This is a genomic window from Psychrobacter immobilis (assembly GCF_904846175.1).
GTDB lineage: Bacteria > Pseudomonadota > Gammaproteobacteria > Pseudomonadales > Moraxellaceae > Psychrobacter > Psychrobacter immobilis_E.
This window is the reverse complement of the sequence record NZ_CAJGZM010000002.1, coordinates 134077-151019: the sequence shown is the minus strand read 5'-3', so window position 1 is coordinate 151019 and position 16943 is coordinate 134077. Positions and strand designations below refer to the sequence as shown.

The following is a 16943-nucleotide window of genomic DNA, read 5'->3' as shown; positions in this document are numbered from 1 at the left end:
CTTGATATTATAAGGGCGACACCTTTATAAGAGCGACACCTTATAAGCAAGGCATTTTATAAGAATAACACTATTAAGGTAAAGCCTAAGGTTAATCCTTACTATCAGTATTAAAAGATAAAGTGGCATCTAGTGGCTTATTATCGTAAGTGATTATCTCATGGATTTGTTGCTCACTTATTACATCTGCAGATATATGCGAAGTGCTGCGTCCAAGCCATGTCGTGCTATTTATGGCATCATCTAAGGTATTGTTTAATGCGTTGTTTAAAGTGTCATTTTTAGCATTCGGTTCAATCGCACATAATAACGACCACATTTGCCAAACGCGCGGATGCGTATCGGCATTCAGAATCAAGCGTGATTGAGGATTTTTAGTTTGAGAAGGTGGCGCTTCTATATCGGACTGAAGCGTTTGTATATTAGCAGGTAATGATTTTAGTGGCTCAGCCGCATTATAATTTATCACTTGAATAGGCAATCCACTATCAATAGCAAGTGTACAATCCCACACACTGGCATCGTTTATTTTGCTCCAACCTGTTATGGCTTGCAAAGTTAAATCACCATTTGTAAGTTGCCAGATCTTACCTTGCTCACAACCTTGGGCGCTGATGGTTACATGAGTTTTAGCTTGACTGGTGGTTTGATAAGCGCGCTGAAGCTCAGGCCAGCGCTCACTACGCCCTGCTTGCCAATATTGAGCCGTTGGGAAACGTTGACTTAGTTGCGCTACTGTCATTGGTAGTAATTCAGCATTGCTCGGATTAGAGTTATCTGTCTTAGAAGTAGCGGTCTTAAATGTCTTGCTGTTGTTAGTCGAACCTGTCGATGATGTTGACAATTTAGCACTCAATGCAGCGCTACTACTTTGCACCACGATACCTTCTAAGCGCTTAATGGATAAGCTGTGTAGTTGCTGCTCTAGCGTCGCGGAAAGCTTATCAGCCGTTAGCGTACTTGGCATCGTACGGATACCATTAGGTCTATGATCGGCTAGAAACAACCAACTGACATTTTTCTTATTTACCCTTTTAGCGGATGCGTCTTTATTATTATCTTTATACGAATTTTCATTGGTTAGCACAGGATATTGCAGCAAAACCGCACTCATATATTGGTCACCCGTCGGTAAAATATAGAGAGTTGGTATCATAGTTAACGACTGCTGATTGGCATATACCGTCATAACCAGCAGTGTTAGCGGCGGTAGCGCGAGCCAACGACTGATAAGCCCGCGAGGCAATAACCACGGCAACATAGCCAATGAAACCATCAATAAAATAGCCGTATTGACTGGCGTATAGAGCCATGCGCCTGAGAATATAGGTAATGCTGTCAGCCACGTGATTAGCTCGTGTAAATAAGCAACGATGGCAATCACTAGCGTCCAAATAGCATCTGCTAACGTGGGCAAGATAAGATAGCAAAGCCCCGCTAGTAGATTCAGCGGTACAATCACCCAGCCAAATAAACCAATGGCAAATAGGTTGACGACAAGCCCTAACAGTGAAGCCTTGCCAAACAATAACAAGGTAATGGGCAACAGCGCGATAAATAGCCAAAACTGTAACTTAAACAGTCTTTTAAAGCCAAGCGCCATGCTTTTAAGCATATGCTTGCTTGTATTATCATCATAACTAAAAACCGTTAGCTGGGTGAATTCTGCTTGACTCGACTGTACTGAGCTATCCTCATATTTTAACAATAGCGCCACCGCTATAAAAGACAGCCAATAACCTGCCTGCCACAAGACGTACGGGTCAAGCCATGCCATCAATACTGCCAGCGCCAACAATATACGCATGGTACTAATCGGTAGTAGTGTCAGACGTATCAACCCTATCGCTAATAACATCCATGCCGTACGCGCAGCAGGCACATCAAACCCTGTAAATAAGGCATAAATAAAAGCCGCGCTAATCATGACCCACCAGCGCACTTGCCAGCGCGGAATATAACGATATAGAGATGAAAAAAAACGATTCAGCAATGAGACCGCCAATCCCGCTAACACAATCGCTAAAAATAAAACATGCGTCCCTGAGATAGCCAATAAATGAGAAATACCGGCCAGCTGATATAAATCTTTGGTATCGCGATTGATTAAACTGCGATCACCGGTCAGTAAACTCAAAGTCACTGCTTTTGCTTGCTGCTCTTCTGTGGTTTGTGCGGTCCAATCTTGATAAAAGTGTTGGCGCAGCTGCCAACGTCCTTGGTCGATAACGGTACGAAAACGTTGTAGATAAGAATCGTCAGCTTTAGATGATGTCGCTGAATAATTAAAGGGAATAGTTGCAGTACTGGTCGCTAATATATTAGCGACCCCATCGATATGCCGCCCTCGTAACCACCGATAACTATCAAATCCCGTTGGATTATTTATTGCTTGCTCAGAGTTAGCAAGTGGTGCTAGCGTCAAGGTCATCAATAACTGATCACTGGGCTGCAGATGATTTAAGTCTATAGTCTGCGATTGCTTCTCATTACTTTTTTTAGAAGGTTTTTTAGGCTTTGGCTTTTTTGGGTAGGCGTTTAGCAATACACGGTATTCAGTTTTATCAAATCCTGCAAAAGTTTCAGCACTATCTCCGCTCAAATCATCTTTATTTTCTCTATTATTGCTTAGGCTATTATCCAGAGCTTCTCTATAATTGGCAGCGTATTGTGCCGTCAACTTGTCCAAATCCTGCGCTGTCAATTCAGACAATAACGGTGATATTTGACTGATGGTGGCGACCTGTCGATAGCCACTATCGCTTGTAATATCATAGACACTATCGCTTATTCCTTCGATACTAACTAGCGCTTGTACACGCAAAGGTTGCTTTATGGCGCTATTTTGCGCCTCCTGATGGCTCATTAAAGCGAGCAGCCCACTACCTATAATCAGCACCAACGATAATCCTGCCAATAAGAAATAGCGGATACATTTAGACAGTAGTGACAAGTTATAAGATGAGGTTGTTGTAGAATTTAGAGAAGCATTTTGAGCAAGAGGTATTTTGACGTTAAAGGAATGAGGAAATGAAAAACGACGTTGACTGACGACTAATAAGACAATAGTAAGTATCGTTAATAATAGCGGCAATATCGTAGCAGCGCTGAGGTCTGCTAATAACGGACTAACAGGCAGTGTCATACTATCAGCAACGGCCAAAACGCCCATCATAACGATGATTATTAAGCTACCAAGTAACCAGTACACCAGCATTCCTTGCTTGATACTCTGTTTAGATGACGACTGACTTTAGTCTTAATAGTAGACACTAGCGTCAGGCGATGGCATTTATTCTACTATTACCCTATACTGAGCAGAAATATTGCGACGATGATTATCCAACATTATCCTCCTGCTTTTCTGATAACATTCTTATCTGTATTTTTTATTAATAATATCACTGCATAACAGCCTAGCAATATATTTGAGCGGGCTGCAGATAACGAGTAAAGGCAATTCTGTGCCAAATAAACGTCTAAAAGACCTACTTCCCACTCCTGAAAAAATCTTAGCCAGCCGCACATTAAAATGGTTTGCGCCGCAACTTGCCGACCCGCGTTTATGGCATTTTAATCGCCACAGTTTAAATAAAGCGGTTTATATAGGCGTGCTTAGCGCATTTTTTCCGCTACCAGGACAGATGTTACTGGCATTAATCGGTGCGCTCATTTTCCGTGCCAATGTACCGATGGCGCTCGGTTTAACGTGGATTACCAATCCAGTAACCAGCTTGCCAGTCTTTTATGCTGGCTATTATATTGGTGCCAAAATCCTTGATGTACCAATGATTAGCTTGCGACTTATCGGCAGGATGATTGCGGATTTTAGCCTATGGGCATTATCAGATGGTGCCAACCCCTTTATTACTTATAAAGGTACGGTATCAATCGCTGCATTTTGTTTAGGGTTGACAATTTTAGCTATTATCAGCAGCATCGTATGCGGCTTAGCATTTAAAGCAATTTGGCGCTATAAAACCGTCACCAGTTGGCAAAAACGTCAGAAAAAGCCTTCTGATAAATTAACCAAGCGTTAGTAGATTTCTATTATTAATAACTATTCGTTAAAAAGCAGTCTTATTATAAAAACAGTCTTATTGAAAAAAAACAGAAAGCGCCTATTTTTTACGCAACGTTATAGCTCATCTTCTTGCTCTTTATGCTTTTCAATAGCATTGAGAACATTATCAGTAAGATTAGTATCCATCACAAAAATATCAATCACTTTTTCATCTTTCAGCAGCGTATAGCGCTTGCCGGTTGCACTGTCCTGCGCTTTTAAATCGTAATCCGCACCCGCTAAAGTAATCGAGTCAAAAACGGGCGTGAGCAACTCTATTTGTGCCTGTTTATCAATGGTGTCAAACAGCGTCGCATCCATATAAGGCTTTAATGGCTCGTTGCCTTCTTCGATACTGCCAAACGCTTCAATTGGGTCGTCATCTTTATCCATCTTATCAATCCTTATTTATGGCTTTATTCATTAGTTAAGGCTGCTAGATGCAGCCTCTCTTTTTTCGCATTTTTTATGAGCAGCTTTTATAAAAAGTCCAACCGTATCATGCTACCGCTAAGTAACGGTAATCATGCAACTTTTAGAAGAAACGGTTAAAAATATTATTAAAAACGAAATATTAAAGATAAAGGTTTAATAATCTTCCCAATGACCATTACGCAAGAGTAGCTGACGATCAGCAAGCGCCGCTAAGCTACGGTCATGCGTCACCATTAATAGCGCTGTTTGCATGGTACTTTGTAGCTCTGATAACAGGCCAAACACGCTTTGGGCATTGTCATAATCCAAGTTACCCGTTGGCTCATCTGCCAAGATAAGCGAAGGCTTGGTCACCAGCGCACGGGCAATCGCCACACGCTGACGCTCACCACCTGATAGCTCACCCGGCCTGTGTGCCAAGCGATGCTCTAGACCAACACTGTTTAAAATATCGATAGCTTGTTGGCGCGCTTCTGTGGTCGACATTTTTGGACGCATCAATAGCGGCATAGCGACGTTTTCAACCGCAGTAAATTCCGCCAATAGATGGTGAAACTGATAAATAAATCCTAAGTGCTTATTGCGCATCGCGCCGCGCTCAGTTTCATTCATCGTATTTAGCAGCTGTCCGTGTAGCCACACCTCACCGCTGGTTGGCGTATCAAGTCCGCCGAGCAAATGCAATAAGGTGCTTTTTCCTGAACCACTGGTACCAACAATCGCAATGCGCTCACCGGCATTGACGGTCAAATCTAAACCTGTCAATACTTGGGTACTCACCGCCCCTTCATCGTAAATCTTATTAATATTGGTCGCTTTTAAAATCGCAGACATAGCGCTTCCTTTATTGTATTTATCATGGCATTAACGCCTGTAGATTACTCGTAACGTAGCGTTTGAGCGGGCTGAATTTTAGCCGCTCGGCGTGCTGGATAAATGGTCGCCAAAAAGCTCAATACAAATGACGCACTGGTAATCAGCACCACATCGGTCAAACGCAACTGTGATGGCAGATAGTTGACAAAGTAAGCATCAAATAAATTTAAACCAAAGCTATTATTGATAAAGCCCAAAATGTCACTGACGGTCAGGGCAAATATCACGCCCAGTATCGTACCCGCAATCGTACCGATAAAACCAATAACCACACCCTGTACCATAAAGACATGAGTAATCAAACGCGGTGAGGCGCCAAAGGTTTTTAAAATGGCGATATCGGCTTTTTTGTCGGTCACTAGCATGACCAGACTTGAGACAATATTAAAAGCCGCAACTAAAATAATTAAGAATAAAAGCAAGCCGACCATGGCTTTTTCCATTTGAATAGCACCAAACAGATTGCCGTGCGTTTGGGTCCAATCGCTAGGATATAATTGCTCAGGAGCAATGGCAGCAGCTCTTTGGGCGGCCATCGGTGCGTTAAAGATATCATCAAGCTTCATGCGGATACCCTGCGCGCCCTCTGGCAGACGCAGTAATTTTGCCGCATCACCCATCGGAATAAACGCCATTAGGCTATCTACTTCTGGACTGATGGTAAAGATACCTGTCAAGGTAAAACGCTTAAAGCGCGGTATCACGCCCGCTGGTGATGGCGAGGCTTCTGGTAGCACCAACGTCACTTTATCGCCTAAGCGCAGCCCCAAAGACTGTACCATCTCTTCGCCAAGCACAATACTGAATTCGCCGTTTTGCAGCGTATCAATACTGCCTTCTACCATATGCTCGTTGATGATAGAGACGTTCTTTTCGTATTCAGGATCAACACCGGTGACCATAATCCCAGCTACTTGACCGTTGGAGGTCAGCATACCTTGCAGCTGGATAAAAGGCGCAACGGCGGCGACTTCTGGGTCTTCTTTGATCTTATCTGCCACCTGCTTCCAATCACCGATAATCTCAGTCGAAGTGACAGTCGCTTGCGGCACCATACCCAAAATACGAGTCTTTAACTCACGATCAAAACCATTCATGACCGATAGCACCGTAATCAATACCGCCACGCCAAGCGTCAGACCAATCATTGAGATCAGCGATATAAAGGAGATAAAGCCATTACTACGCTCTGCTCGGGTGTACCGTAAGCCGATAAATAACGCTAAAGGACGAAACATATTCAAACTCTTTATCTTATCCACGTGCGACTTTATTTATGTTATAAAATCAGATGCAACAACCGCCTCGTAGCATTACGCTTAACAAAGCACTTGCCGCAAAAACATATCAATCGAACACAAAAACAGGGGTTATGACCAGCAAAATGCTGCTGTCAAAAGGGAGCTAGTTTGACACAATTTGACTTATATGTGCCAGTCATTAGCGCAAACTGCCGGTATTTTTTAACAAAAACTTAACTTTTAGCATTATTTTTCATGAGGGGCTTGCTATTAGTTGCGTCTATACCTATATATTGTATGCTAAGGACAATTGTCATTAACCCCTCATTGTTGTTTGTTGCCTCTTTACTGACGACATTGCTGGTTATCATAAACCAATCCGCTCATATATTGGATAATGGTCAGCAATCACAGTTTTAGACCCAAACCTCATGGCTGACTTAAGTTTGAGTATATTCATGACCATTAATTATCAATATAAAAACATCCAATCCCCTATCAAAATCACCCTAACTGACGAGCAGTCTGCCGGCCACGCCGATCATTGGCGCATTTTGACCGATGACATGAGTCAAGACGTGCCAGAATGGCTACAAAAGATGATTGAAAAAGCGGCCATGCCAAAAGGTCTCAATAGTAATGTCAGTTCTGCAAAAGACAGTTGCTTACTCTTATCTGAAGACCAGCCTTGTCATATCAATCAGGTGCTGGCGATGAAAGATGGCAAGCCTGAATGTTTTATCAATGCTTACCCTTGTGTCGATAGCCCGTATGGATTGACGTGCAAAATCGAGCGTATGATTGTCAATGACAATACCCATGATGCGGTCTTGCGCTTACGCACCGCTGATGGCAGTATCATCTATGCTTTCGACCAGCTTTATACCGCTAACCGTCATTTATATCAGCAGGATATGGCGTATTATGTGAATTTTAGTGCTTGGGCGCATGAGATTAAGCTGAGCGAACAAGACGAGGTGATTATGGTCGAAGACCAAGAGGCCATTCGCTATCATCGTGCTTTTAACGACATTGTCGCAGCCAATGATGGAAAAATGCCTGATGATTTACAAGAGCAAATCAAAGCATGGCAACCAGAGACCAAAGAGCAAATGGCACCCGTCGAGATTAATCTCGGTCATATGTGTGCTTACCTGTTTGGTGACACCTTAGGACAAGAAGATGAAGCTTGGTGCCAAGGTCAGGTGCTTGGTAAGCAAGAAACGGTATTTAATAGTCAAGCCATTATCTTATTTGATGTAGTGGTACTGCGCGAGCAAGATGCTGACCCGTTTGTGATTCGTATTGGCGCACCTAAAACCTCAACGACTGCTGCTATTCAAGTGCATGACTATGTACAAGCCAATATCTGGCTACAAGCGGCGATTTATAAAGAAAATCAAAAATCGCAAGCCAGCGCGCAACACTCAAAAGCCAGTTAATTCAGAAATTACTTTACTGTTAAATTCTTCGCCAAAAAAGCCCTTAATATGTATTAAGGGCTTTTTTGTGTTCAATGTTATTTATATAAAAATGAAAAGCAGACCATTAAGCCATCGTGGTCATTGATTTAATATTACTGTAAAGCTCTTTTTGCTCAGCACTTGGGCGCGCCGTTTGTACGGCCATTAATTGTGACATATCGCCTTCGACACGAATCTTACCACCCATAAATGCACCCATGATTTCATTGGTATCAAAATCGGTGATGATTGATTGCAAGATGCTGCGATCAAGCAACAAGGTGGTCGTCGCTGCGTCATTTAGCCCACGATGTAACAAACCATCTGCGAAACTCGCTTCAATATCTTGTTCTGTGTCAGATACCTTTAGGTTAACGATCATATTAGCCAATGCTGGTGGTAAATTTAATTCACCGGCTTCGTTGCCCATTTGTTCAACTTGCTCAAACCACTCATCTGTCAAAAAAACTGCCATATTATTATCCCTAATACTTATTATGGTAGGCTGTTGCTGTGTAGCGCTCTAGCCTAACCGCTATTTAAATGGTTAAAAGTGTCACTAACATTAATGCCAAAAGCACTTTATGACTCATCATGCTAAGTGTCATTATAAGATGCGACTTGATAATAAGTAAAACCTATTTGTAGCACTAAGGCTGCAATTGTTACAAAACCTTCGTAACAATTTGTTTTTTGAGCTTGCTAGCAGTATATTTTTTCAACCCTAGAATAGTATGAAGATTGGGTATAAAATAGAGGAACAACGCAGCAATAATAAGTTGTTTGCTAAAATTTTTACCAAAGAGTTTGTATTTTGGCGCATAGTTCTGATGATATTTGATTAGGTTTGCGTTACAATACCCTTAAACAGAGTCGGGAGTTTTAACTAAACATTACGTAAACATGTGTTTTTGTCAGCCGCCGCTAGCATACATCAATGGTGTATAAGCTTTTTATCATCCGTTGAATATTAGTATTTATCTTCGTTCATACTACTATTAGTAGTAATAATTAAGATACATACTCAGCCTCAATAGATGCTTGATGCTCAAGGAAGGCGCATTTTCTTATTAAATCTGACCGTTTATTAACAATCCTACTATCGACTAGCTGTGAGCGCAGTGCGTTTTTATCGCCGTCCTCTACTCATCAGCGACAGCTGATTACTAGCGAAAGCTTAGCTTGATAGTTAATAATGTAAGAATGATAAGAGTAGTCAAAAAACAGCATGTACCGCAATCATTATCTACTTATAGATTTCTATAGGACAGATGCCGCGGAGAGTTAGTTAATTCTGTTGATAATTCGGGCTGTAAAGGAATCATCCAATGAGTTTACAAAACACAGCAGTCGCCCCAGTTGACCGTGAATATGAAATCACTGTCGTAAGATTCTTTACGATAATGGCCGTGATATGGGGCATCGTCGGCATGAGTATTGGTGTGTTCATTGCTTCACAGTTAGCATGGCCAGCACTAAACTTTGACATTCCATGGCTGACTTTCAGTCGTCTAAGACCGCTACATACCAACGCGGTTATTTTCGCGTTTGGCGGTTGTGCCTTGTTCGCGACGTCATACTATATTGTTCAACGTACGTGTAAAACGAGGCTATTTGCCCCTTATTTAGCTTGGTTTACCTTTTGGGGTTGGCAAGCGGTTATTGTATCAGCAGTCATTACCCTTCCTTTAGGTCTGACTTCGACTAAGGAATATGCTGAGCTTGAGTGGCCAATCGATATCTTGATTGCTTTGGTGTGGATCTCTTACGCCATCGTGTTCTTTGGTACGCTCATCAAACGTAAAACCTCACATATTTATGTGGCTAACTGGTTCTTTGCTGCTTTTATTATTACGATTGCACTGCTGCATATCGTAAACAGTATGGCCATCCCTGTTAGTGCATTTAAATCTTACTCATTATTTGGCGGTGCAACCGATGCGATGGTGCAGTGGTGGTACGGGCATAATGCGGTAGGTTTCTACTTGACGGCAGCTTTCCTTGGAATGATGTATTACTTCGTTCCGGTACAGATTGGTCGTCCTATTTATTCTTACCGTTTGTCTATCGTTCACTTTTGGGCATTGATTGCTTCATATATGTGGGCTGGTGGTCACCATTTGCATTATTCAGCGCTTCCAGATTGGACGCAGTCACTTGCAATGGTGTTCTCAATCATCCTATTTGCTCCATCTTGGGGTGGTATGATTAACGGCGTCCTAACGCTATCAGGCAGTTGGGATAAGCTACGTACCGATCCAATCATTCGCTTTATGATTGTGGCATTGTCGTTCTATGCGATGTCGACGTTTGAAGGTCCGATGATGTCTATTAAGACAGTCAACGCCTTATCTCATAACACGGACTGGACAGTAGGTCACGTACACTCAGGTGCGCTTGGTTGGGTCGGTATGATTACCATTGGTTCGCTATATGTACTGTTACCACGTATTTATAACAAACCAAAAATGTATTCTATCAGCTTAATCACCACGCATTTCTGGTTAGCAACAGCGGGTACTATCTTCTATATCGTCTCTATGTGGATTTCAGGTATTGGCCAAGGCATGATGTGGCTTGCAACCAATCCAGACGGTACATTGGTATACAGCTTCGTTGATACGGTTGAGTTCTCACATTTCCCATATATTGGTCGTGCTTTTGGTGGCCTATTGTATGTATCGGGTATGTTTGTCATGGCATATAACGTTTATAAAACACTTAAGATGCCAGAAGGTAAGCCTGTCAGTATCGCAGATCCTACTGATCATGAACCTAGTGTTGATAAACCTTCGGCAGCTAACGTATAAGGAGCGATCATGTCTGGTACACCGCATGAAATTATTGAAAAAAATACAGGCTTGTTGGTTATCTTTATCGTTATCGCGATCAGCTTTGCAACACTTGTTGAAATCGTACCGCTGATTTATGATAACAAGGGTCCTGAAGAAGGTGGGGTGAACGCTCCCCTACCTGCTATGGAGCCATGGACGGCGCTTGAGTTTGAAGGTCGTGATATTTATATCCGTGAAGGTTGCCACGTTTGTCATACGCAAATGATTCGTCCGCTACGTGCTGAAGTTGAACGTTATGGACCATACTCACGCGCCGCTGAATCAACGTGGGATCACCCATTCTTATGGGGCTCAAAACGTACGGGTCCTGACCTTGCACGTGTCGGTGGACGCTATTCTGAAGATTGGCAAAAACAGCATCTGATTGCGCCACGTTCTTTAGTACCTGAGTCAGTAATGCCTGGCTTCCCTTGGCTTGCAACCAATGAAGTTAATGGTACTAACGTTCAAACCAAAATGCGTCTATTCCGCGATCGCTTCGGTGTGCCTTATACTGAAGAAGATATCGAAGGAGCGCCAGATGCTGTACTTGGTGCCACTGAGCTTGATGCTTTGGTTGCCTACTTACAGCAATTAGGTACCGCGATGGAAGGACAGCGCTAATGGGTATTGGTGAATTACAAACAATTGCGACCGTTTCTGCCTTTATTGCCTTCGTAGGCGTTGCATGGTGGGCGTATTCGCCAAAAAACAAAAAACGCTTCGAAGAAGATGCACAACTTGCGCTTGATGACGAAGATATCGAATCTTTGTCTGAAGAGCAGCGCAATAAGGATAAACGATGACATTTTTTTGGAGTTCTTGGATCACCATACTAAGTATTATGTGTTGGGCGGGTATCCTCGGTGTTTTGCTAATGGTTTTAAAGTACAAGCCAGAAGTAGAAGAAGACGGTACCACAGGCCACACCTACGATGGTATTCAGGAATACGATAAACCACTACCTAAATGGTGGTTAGTGATATTTTTTGGCTCAATCATTTGGGGTGTCGCCTATTGGGTGTTATTCCCTGCCATCTTTCCATCAAAGTGGGAAGGTATTACAACCGTAGAAGTAGATGGTAAAACTGTGCCATGGACTTCTCATAATGAGTTGAACAGCGAACTTGAAAGTAATAACAAAGTATTTACCGATAACTTTGAGCAAAACATTTTGGCCAAAGCCGATGCGAGCGGTGCAACTAAAACCTTAGCAACGCTTTCTGAGATGCAAGCAACGATGCGTCGCAGTGAAACACCGCCTGCCAATTTGCAAACTGAGATTGATGAGAAAATCGCTGAACTTGCGCCATACGTAGAAAAGCTTTCAGAAAACCCGAATGCGTTAAAAGTTGGTAGTCGTCTGTTCTTACAGAACTGTGCGGTCTGTCATGGCTCTAATGCTAAAGGTGCACTAGGCTATCCAAACTTAACGGATAATGATTGGTTATATGGTGGCGAAGCGTCAAACATCTTAACCACACTACATAATGGTCGTATCGGTGGTATGGCTGCATGGCGTGATCAAATCGGTGAAGATGGTATTCGTGCCGTGGCTGAATATGTGCTATCAATCTCTGGTAACCAACCAGGTTATGAGCTTGATAAAGCAAAAGTGACTCAAGGTAAGGCCATCTTTAATGAGCCTACTAACTGTGTGCTTTGTCATGGTCCAGATGCTAAAGGCATGACCTCTACTGGCGCGCCAAACTTAACAGATAATATCTGGTTATATGGCGGCGATCGCGAAACTATCCGCGAAACCTTGCGTTATGGTCGTGCAGGCGTAATGCCTGAATGGGAAACCAAACTGGGCAATGAGCGTATTATGCTACTTGCTGCCTATGTTTATTCACTATCAGACAAAACGGCTCAACCTGCTAAAGCGCAACCTGTTTCTGCTACTGCTCCTAAAGCAGCAACGGTAGCAGCCGCATCAGAAACTAGCGCCACTAACTAATAACTTTTAGTCAGTCGCTATATCGTAAAAGTAAGTTTAAAAAAGGGAGGGCTGTTATTGCAGTCCTCCCTTTTTAGTTATTTATAGGTTTTGCTTCTCATTTTAGGTTCTGATTTCTATTTAGAGCTTCTGCTTATTATTAACTAATGGGATTAACGTATTTATAATTTCATTAATTAATAATAAATTTTTAGGATTGATTATTCGTGACTACTGTTACCCACTTGTCTATCAATAGTTATGATATAAATGTTGCTTTTTAACATTCTCACCCCATTTATAGTAGGGAGAATGCTAAAATAGCAATCTATTAGAAACACTATTGAATCATCCATTTAAGCATATTTAACTCAATTATTTACAATCGCTCATTTGGTAGCTAAGCCCGCAGATTTTGGCTTTTATTATATTTCGCTACTTACTGACATTGATAACATCGCACACTCATATACCTAACGATTAATGGTATTTGTTCATCATGCCAGCAGACTGATTCTTTTTTTAAAGAGGCACGTTTATGTCAGCACAACCATCCAATAAAATCCCTGTCGTTGAGGTCGATCTTAACGCCAATAAAAAACGTATCCACCCTAGATTTGTTACCGGATTTTACCAAAATATCCGTGTTATTAGTATGTATGCATTTTTGGCGTTATTTTTGATTTTACCGTGGTTACGCTATAACGGTCGGCAAGCAATCTGGTTTGATGTGCCGTCACAGCACTATTATATTTTTGGCATGACCTTTTTAACGCAAGATTTTTACTTTATTGCCGCCTTTGCGCTTATTGCCGCCTTTACACTGTTTATGGTGACTGTCTACGCCGGACGAGTATGGTGCGGCTATGCTTGCCCGCAGACTATTTGGACGCATATGTTCCAATATGTCGAAAAACTGGTCATTGGCGATCGTAATAAGCGTATCAAGTTCGATAAAGAGCCGATGAGCGCACAGAAAGCGTTTAAGCGTTTTTTGGTATATTTTATTTGGTTTGTGTTCTCGATGATTACCGCCACGACTTTCGTCAGTTATGTGTCCGGTACAGAGGCGTTGTATCAAAATTGGCAGATGATAGGGTTTATCCCTTTCCCTGATTGGTCAACGTGGATTTGGGTATCAATATTTATTTTTGCTTTCTCTACCTACGTCAATGCAGGCTATATGCGTGAGCAGATGTGTGTTCAAATCTGTCCTTATGGTCGTTTTCAAAGTGTGATGTTTGATAAAGATACGTTAATCGTTTCTTACGATTATGAGCGCGGTGAGCCTCGCGGCGCCCGTAAAAAAGGCACCAACCCTGAGAATTTAGGCGACTGTATCGAATGTCAGATGTGTGTACAGGTCTGCCCGACGGGTATCGATATTCGTGATGGCTTGCAAGTCGCTTGTATCCAGTGTGCCGCCTGTGTCGATGCCTGTAATGACGTCATGGATAAAGTCGGCTACCCACGTGGCTTGATTCGTTATACCACCGAGCGTCAATTGGTAGAAAAAGAACCAAGTCGCCTATTCCGCCCCCGCTTTTTTGCTTACTTAACCTTACTGACCGTACTTTGTGGCGGTGTTATTTATGCCTTGAATGATCGTGTACCGCTAGAGATTGACATTCGCCGTGACCGTAACCAGTTGTCTTCATTGAATCAGCAAGGCATGATTGAGAACAGCTATATCGTTAAGCTAACCAATAAAACGCAAGACGCTCATACTTATAAGATAAGTCTTGAGCCGCAAGACGGTCTAAGCTTAGAGCTACGTTTTAACGACGTACCGTTAGAAGCTGGCGAAAGCTTTGATATGCCGGTCAGTATTTATGGTGACCCTGATGTGATTGAATTTGGTCAGACACCGGTTACCTTAACGGTGAAGAGTGAAGATGGTAAATACAATGTCAGCAAACAAAACATCTTTACCACGCAAGGGCAATAAGCCTTTGTGTGCTTGGTGAATATATTTTACAACTCTCATGCGTTAATTATTGATTATTAGTTAAAGCTATTTATCATTGATTAACGGGTGAATCATTTGGCAATAAACTGGCCGCATTTAGCTGTCAGCTTATCCGTTGATACGACTTATAGTTAGCCTTAACAGTTATCTATAAGCGAATATCTGATTAATAGGTATGTTATGTCTAGTCCAGCACCAAACTTTAAGCATCAAGACAGCCAACCATGGTACAAAAACTATATGGTGGTTATCTTTGTCATTGGCATGCCAGCTTTTGTGGTAATCGCTTGCATCTGGTTTGTTTATTATTCTTATCAAATCCGTGATAGTGTTGTACGTGATGACTGGTATATGGATGGCAAAACTCTCTATCACGACGTCTCACGTGACAAGCTCACTTACGATTTAGATTTACACGGTAAGATGCAGTTTACTGATAATGGTGATATCGTGTTTTATTTAAACTATCCAGAGCAAAGCTTGCGGTCTGGTAAGTTATTGAACGGCGAGCCGGTAACTTATCCTGATACCTTAGAGTTATCTATCTCACACGCCACTGATATCAAAAAAGACCGTGACGTGGTCCTAAAGCATGAAGAAGGCAATAAATATAGCGCCCAAGTAGATATCGATCCTGTTAAAGCGAAGTACTATTTGCAAGTTAGTAACGACGGCAAGGATGATTGGCGCATGCAAGATGTAGCAAAATTGCCTCGTTCAGAGGTGACTTTCAATCCATTACAAGTTTTTGCAGAAAGCTAATACTATTTAAATAGCTACTGTTAAGATTAAAAAAACCAGCCCTTAGTTATTACGGGCTGGTTTTTTATAGGGCTAACTTTTATGGATTTAACTTTATAAAATTAACTTAAGATTATCTAAGCAACATAACTTTAGACGATCAACTCATTAAATAACGGGGTTAATGGTTGGAATTTTCTGCGTCTTAGAACTATTTTTCGTTATCTCACCTGCTGCTTCTGCATGCTGGTTATGATCCTTATTACTGGCAAATTTAGGATTAAATATTTGAGTTTTTGGTGCTAAAGGTAAGCCAATTTCAGCCAGACTATCGGTCTGCCCAGCTTGGATATTATCCCCTTCAAACAAACGCTCGTTATCATCACGATCCAGACTTAATGTCTCAAAATCAAATAACTCACGATCGGCTAATTGCGACGGTGCCACGTTTTGCATCGCTTTAAAGATAGACGCTAAACGCTGCGGATGGGCATCATCCCATTCGCGTAACATGTCATTGATAATCGCCCGTTGTAGATTGGTTTGGCTACCACACAGATTACATGGAATAATTGGAAATTCTTTTAAACGCGCGTATTCAATAATGTCCTTTTCTTCAACGTACGCCAGCGGACGAATAAGCAAGTTTTGCTTATCATCGCTTAGCAGTTTTGGTGGCATCGATTTAAGCGCGCCGCCGTGGAATAAGTTTAAAAAGAAAGTCGCGAGCATATCATCGCGGTGATGACCAAGGGCAATTTTGGTCGCGCCAATTTGTTTGGCAAAACCGTATAGCGAGCCGCGACGCAAACGTGAACAGGCCGAGCAATAAGTTTTACCTTCTGGCACCACGCTTTTGACGATACTATAAGTGTCTTTTTCTAAAATATAATGGGCGATACCTTGTTCGTTCAGATAAGCTGGCAAAACATCTTCAGGATAACCGGGCTGCTTTTGGTCGAGGTTCACGGCGACGATATCAAAGCTAATCGGGGCAATGCGCTTAAGTAGCAATAAAATATCGAGCAACGTATAGCTGTCTTTGCCGCCTGACACACAAACCATGATGACGTCGCCATCTTCAATCATATTAAAATCGCGAATCGCCCATGATACTTGCCGACGAAGCTTTTTTTGTAGTTTGCGAAATTGTGCCGTTTCAGTCGGTAGCAGTTGCGTAGATGGCGATTGCTCTGCCACATCATCATCATTCGTAGCCTCGTCAGCGATATCAGCATAGCCATCCCAACCAGTATCCATAGAGGCAGCATCAAACTGAGGGGTGATTTTTGGCGTAAACAAGGTCGCTACGGTCATAAGTTACTCAATATCTTTACAAGGTTAATTTTGCTACAAAGTCGTTAGCAATATTTTTTGGCAGG

Annotated in this window: 14 protein-coding genes; 8 read left to right on the top strand and 6 right to left on the bottom strand. The window is 42.2% G+C overall.

What is annotated here, in order from left to right; all coding sequences use genetic code 11:
- Positions 1-91 precede the first annotated feature (91 nt).
- A complete protein-coding gene (locus tag JMW39_RS03195) occupies positions 92-3217 on the bottom strand; it encodes a ComEC/Rec2 family competence protein (protein ID WP_201543741.1) in 3126 nt (1041 codons plus the stop codon).
- A gap of 247 nt (positions 3218-3464) precedes the next feature.
- On the opposite strand from JMW39_RS03195, the gene JMW39_RS03190 reads away from it, so the two are divergent.
- Entirely contained in the window at positions 3465-4040 is a 576-nt protein-coding gene (locus JMW39_RS03190; RefSeq protein ID WP_227679215.1) for a DUF2062 domain-containing protein, read from the top strand.
- Between the two features lie 98 nt (positions 4041-4138).
- Here JMW39_RS03190 and JMW39_RS03185 read toward each other — a convergent pair whose 3' ends face one another.
- From JMW39_RS03185 to JMW39_RS03175, 3 genes are all read right to left on the bottom strand, one after another.
- Entirely contained in the window at positions 4139-4456 is a 318-nt protein-coding gene (locus JMW39_RS03185) for a hypothetical protein (RefSeq protein WP_201543740.1), read from the bottom strand.
- A gap of 195 nt (positions 4457-4651) precedes the next feature.
- Positions 4652-5332, bottom strand: a complete 681-nt coding sequence (lolD, locus tag JMW39_RS03180; protein WP_183618766.1) for a lipoprotein-releasing ABC transporter ATP-binding protein LolD — start codon at positions 5330-5332, stop codon at positions 4652-4654.
- A gap of 44 nt (positions 5333-5376) precedes the next feature.
- Positions 5377-6612, bottom strand: coding sequence for a lipoprotein-releasing ABC transporter permease subunit (locus JMW39_RS03175; protein ID WP_201543739.1), 1236 nt, complete (start codon positions 6610-6612; stop codon positions 5377-5379).
- A gap of 461 nt (positions 6613-7073) precedes the next feature.
- Between JMW39_RS03175 and JMW39_RS03170 the strand changes: the two genes are divergently transcribed.
- Positions 7074-8057 (top strand): hypothetical protein, encoded by a 984-nt coding sequence (locus JMW39_RS03170; protein WP_201543738.1) that lies wholly within the window; start codon positions 7074-7076, stop codon positions 8055-8057.
- Between the two features lie 106 nt (positions 8058-8163).
- On the opposite strand, the gene JMW39_RS03165 is transcribed toward JMW39_RS03170, so the two are convergent.
- Positions 8164-8553 (bottom strand): SCP-2 sterol transfer family protein, encoded by a 390-nt coding sequence (locus JMW39_RS03165; protein WP_201543737.1) that lies wholly within the window; start codon positions 8551-8553, stop codon positions 8164-8166.
- A gap of 853 nt (positions 8554-9406) precedes the next feature.
- Between JMW39_RS03165 and ccoN the strand changes: the two genes are divergently transcribed.
- From ccoN to JMW39_RS03135, 6 genes are all read left to right on the top strand, one after another.
- Positions 9407-10888, top strand: coding sequence for a cytochrome-c oxidase, cbb3-type subunit I (gene ccoN / locus JMW39_RS03160; protein WP_201543736.1), 1482 nt, complete (start codon positions 9407-9409; stop codon positions 10886-10888).
- A 9-nt stretch (positions 10889-10897) separates the two neighbouring features.
- A complete protein-coding gene (gene ccoO, locus JMW39_RS03155; protein ID WP_201543735.1) occupies positions 10898-11536 on the top strand; it encodes a cytochrome-c oxidase, cbb3-type subunit II in 639 nt (212 codons plus the stop codon).
- Positions 11536-11718 carry a cbb3-type cytochrome oxidase subunit 3 gene (locus JMW39_RS03150; protein WP_191690612.1) on the top strand — a complete coding sequence of 61 codons (183 nt, stop codon included), beginning with the start codon at positions 11536-11538 and terminating at the stop codon, positions 11716-11718. The genes ccoO and JMW39_RS03150 overlap by 1 nt, the downstream gene beginning before the upstream one ends.
- Positions 11715-12872 (top strand): cytochrome-c oxidase, cbb3-type subunit III, encoded by a 1158-nt coding sequence (ccoP, locus tag JMW39_RS03145; protein WP_201543734.1) that lies wholly within the window; start codon positions 11715-11717, stop codon positions 12870-12872. Before JMW39_RS03150 ends, ccoP begins: the two co-directional genes overlap by 4 nt.
- A 517-nt stretch (positions 12873-13389) precedes the next feature.
- Entirely contained in the window at positions 13390-14799 is a 1410-nt protein-coding gene (gene ccoG / locus JMW39_RS03140; RefSeq protein WP_201543731.1) for a cytochrome c oxidase accessory protein CcoG, read from the top strand.
- 201 nt (positions 14800-15000) lie between these two features.
- Positions 15001-15582, top strand: a complete 582-nt coding sequence (locus JMW39_RS03135; RefSeq protein WP_201543730.1) for a FixH family protein — start codon at positions 15001-15003, stop codon at positions 15580-15582.
- A 147-nt stretch (positions 15583-15729) separates the two neighbouring features.
- On the opposite strand, the gene ttcA is transcribed toward JMW39_RS03135, so the two are convergent.
- The gene (ttcA, locus tag JMW39_RS03130) at positions 15730-16878 is read right to left on the bottom strand and encodes a tRNA 2-thiocytidine(32) synthetase TtcA (protein ID WP_201543729.1); all 1149 of its coding nucleotides are present in this window, start codon (positions 16876-16878) and stop codon (positions 15730-15732) included.
- Positions 16879-16943: the final 65 nt, after the last annotated feature.

Bases quoted from the DNA above. Each gene is read 5' to 3' on its own strand.
- JMW39_RS03195 (WP_201543741.1), bottom strand. From the start codon at position 3,217: ATGCTGGTGTACTGGTTACTTGGTAGCTTAATAATCATCGTTATGATG.
- JMW39_RS03185 (WP_201543740.1), bottom strand. From the start codon at position 4,456: ATGGATAAAGATGACGACCCAATTGAAGCGTTTGGCAGTATCGAAGAA.
- lolD (WP_183618766.1), bottom strand. From the start codon at position 5,332: ATGTCTGCGATTTTAAAAGCGACCAATATTAATAAGATTTACGATGAA.
- JMW39_RS03175 (WP_201543739.1), bottom strand. From the start codon at position 6,612: ATGTTTCGTCCTTTAGCGTTATTTATCGGCTTACGGTACACCCGAGCA.
- JMW39_RS03170 (WP_201543738.1), top strand. From the start codon at position 7,074: ATGACCATTAATTATCAATATAAAAACATCCAATCCCCTATCAAAATC.
- JMW39_RS03165 (WP_201543737.1), bottom strand. From the start codon at position 8,553: ATGGCAGTTTTTTTGACAGATGAGTGGTTTGAGCAAGTTGAACAAATG.
- ccoN (WP_201543736.1), top strand. From the start codon at position 9,407: ATGAGTTTACAAAACACAGCAGTCGCCCCAGTTGACCGTGAATATGAA.
- ccoO (WP_201543735.1), top strand. From the start codon at position 10,898: ATGTCTGGTACACCGCATGAAATTATTGAAAAAAATACAGGCTTGTTG.
- JMW39_RS03150 (WP_191690612.1), top strand. From the start codon at position 11,536: ATGGGTATTGGTGAATTACAAACAATTGCGACCGTTTCTGCCTTTATT.
- ccoP (WP_201543734.1), top strand. From the start codon at position 11,715: ATGACATTTTTTTGGAGTTCTTGGATCACCATACTAAGTATTATGTGT.
- ccoG (WP_201543731.1), top strand. From the start codon at position 13,390: ATGTCAGCACAACCATCCAATAAAATCCCTGTCGTTGAGGTCGATCTT.
- JMW39_RS03135 (WP_201543730.1), top strand. From the start codon at position 15,001: ATGTCTAGTCCAGCACCAAACTTTAAGCATCAAGACAGCCAACCATGG.
- ttcA (WP_201543729.1), bottom strand. From the start codon at position 16,878: ATGACCGTAGCGACCTTGTTTACGCCAAAAATCACCCCTCAGTTTGAT.